The following is a 1,003-nucleotide window of genomic DNA, read 5'->3' on the forward strand; positions in this document are numbered from 1 at the left end:
CTAGGGCCTGTTTCTCGGATCTCCTGACGTGGGTTGGGTGCTGGGTCCAGGGTGGATGTATGGGCCGTGGGGATCTGACGAATGCGGAGTGGGACCGGCTGGAGTCGTTCCTTCCGCGAGGTGGCACGCGTGGAGGTCGCTGGAGTGATCACCGTAGGGTGATCAACGGGGTTCTGTACCGGGTGCGGACGGGTGTGCAGTGGCGGGATCTGCCGGAGCGGTTCGGTCCGTGGGAGACGGTCTACAAGCGTCATCGCCGCTGGTCGGCGGATGGGACCTGGCAGATGTTGCTCTCGAAGGTGCAGGCCTCCGAGGACGCCGCCGGCCGGATCGACTGGGACGTGTCGGTGGACTCCACCGTGGTGCGGGCTCACCAGCACGCCGCCGGCGCGAGAAAGACGTCCCCGCCCGCAGTTCCTCAAAAGGGGGCCGGGCGAGGGACGAACCAGGTCGGTCCGGTGCTGCGGAAACTGGTCGTCCGGCTGGAGGAGGTGGTCAGCTCGGCGAATGCCCGGGACGCTCCCGAGGCGGCTTCACCACCAAGATCCACCTCGCGGCCGAAGGGCGATGCCGCCCTCTCTCCCTGGTCCTGACGCCCGGGCACTACGGAGACGGCCCACAGTTCAAGCCCGTGCTGGAGTTGATTTCCGTGCCCCGCAACGGAGTCGGGCGACCTCGCACCCGGCCCGGCCATGTCCTGGCGGACAAGGCATACACGTCCCGCACGAACCGCCGCTACCTGCGAAGGCGTGGAATCCGGCACACCATCCCCGAACGCCTTGACCAGCAAAGGCATCGCAAGAACCGAGGCTCCCGAGGCGGCCGGCCCACCGGCTTCGACCGCGAGCGCTACAAGAAACGCAACACCGTCGAACGTGCCATCAACCGCCTGAAGGGCTTCCGCGCCGTCGCCACCCGCTACGACAAACGCGCCTATGTCTACCTCGGCACCGTCACCCTCGCAGCCCTCACCATCTGGCTCCGAACATGATCCAAGAAACAG

Annotated in this window: 1 protein-coding gene; it reads left to right on the plus strand. The window is 67.0% G+C overall.

All coding sequences use genetic code 11. From position 1 onward, the window contains the following. Window positions 1–59: 59 nt before the first annotated feature. Window positions 60–991 (plus strand): IS5 family transposase gene (locus BU197_RS02465; RefSeq protein ID WP_411158430.1). Its coding sequence is split into 2 segments (ribosomal slippage): window positions 60–449 and window positions 452–991, totalling 930 coding nucleotides; the frame shifts between segments, so codons are not numbered across the junction. Window positions 992–1,003: the final 12 nt, after the last annotated feature.

The sequence above is a fragment of the Streptomyces sp. CBMA291 genome (genome assembly GCF_014596525.1).
Classification (GTDB): Bacteria; Actinomycetota; Actinomycetes; order Streptomycetales; family Streptomycetaceae; genus Streptomyces.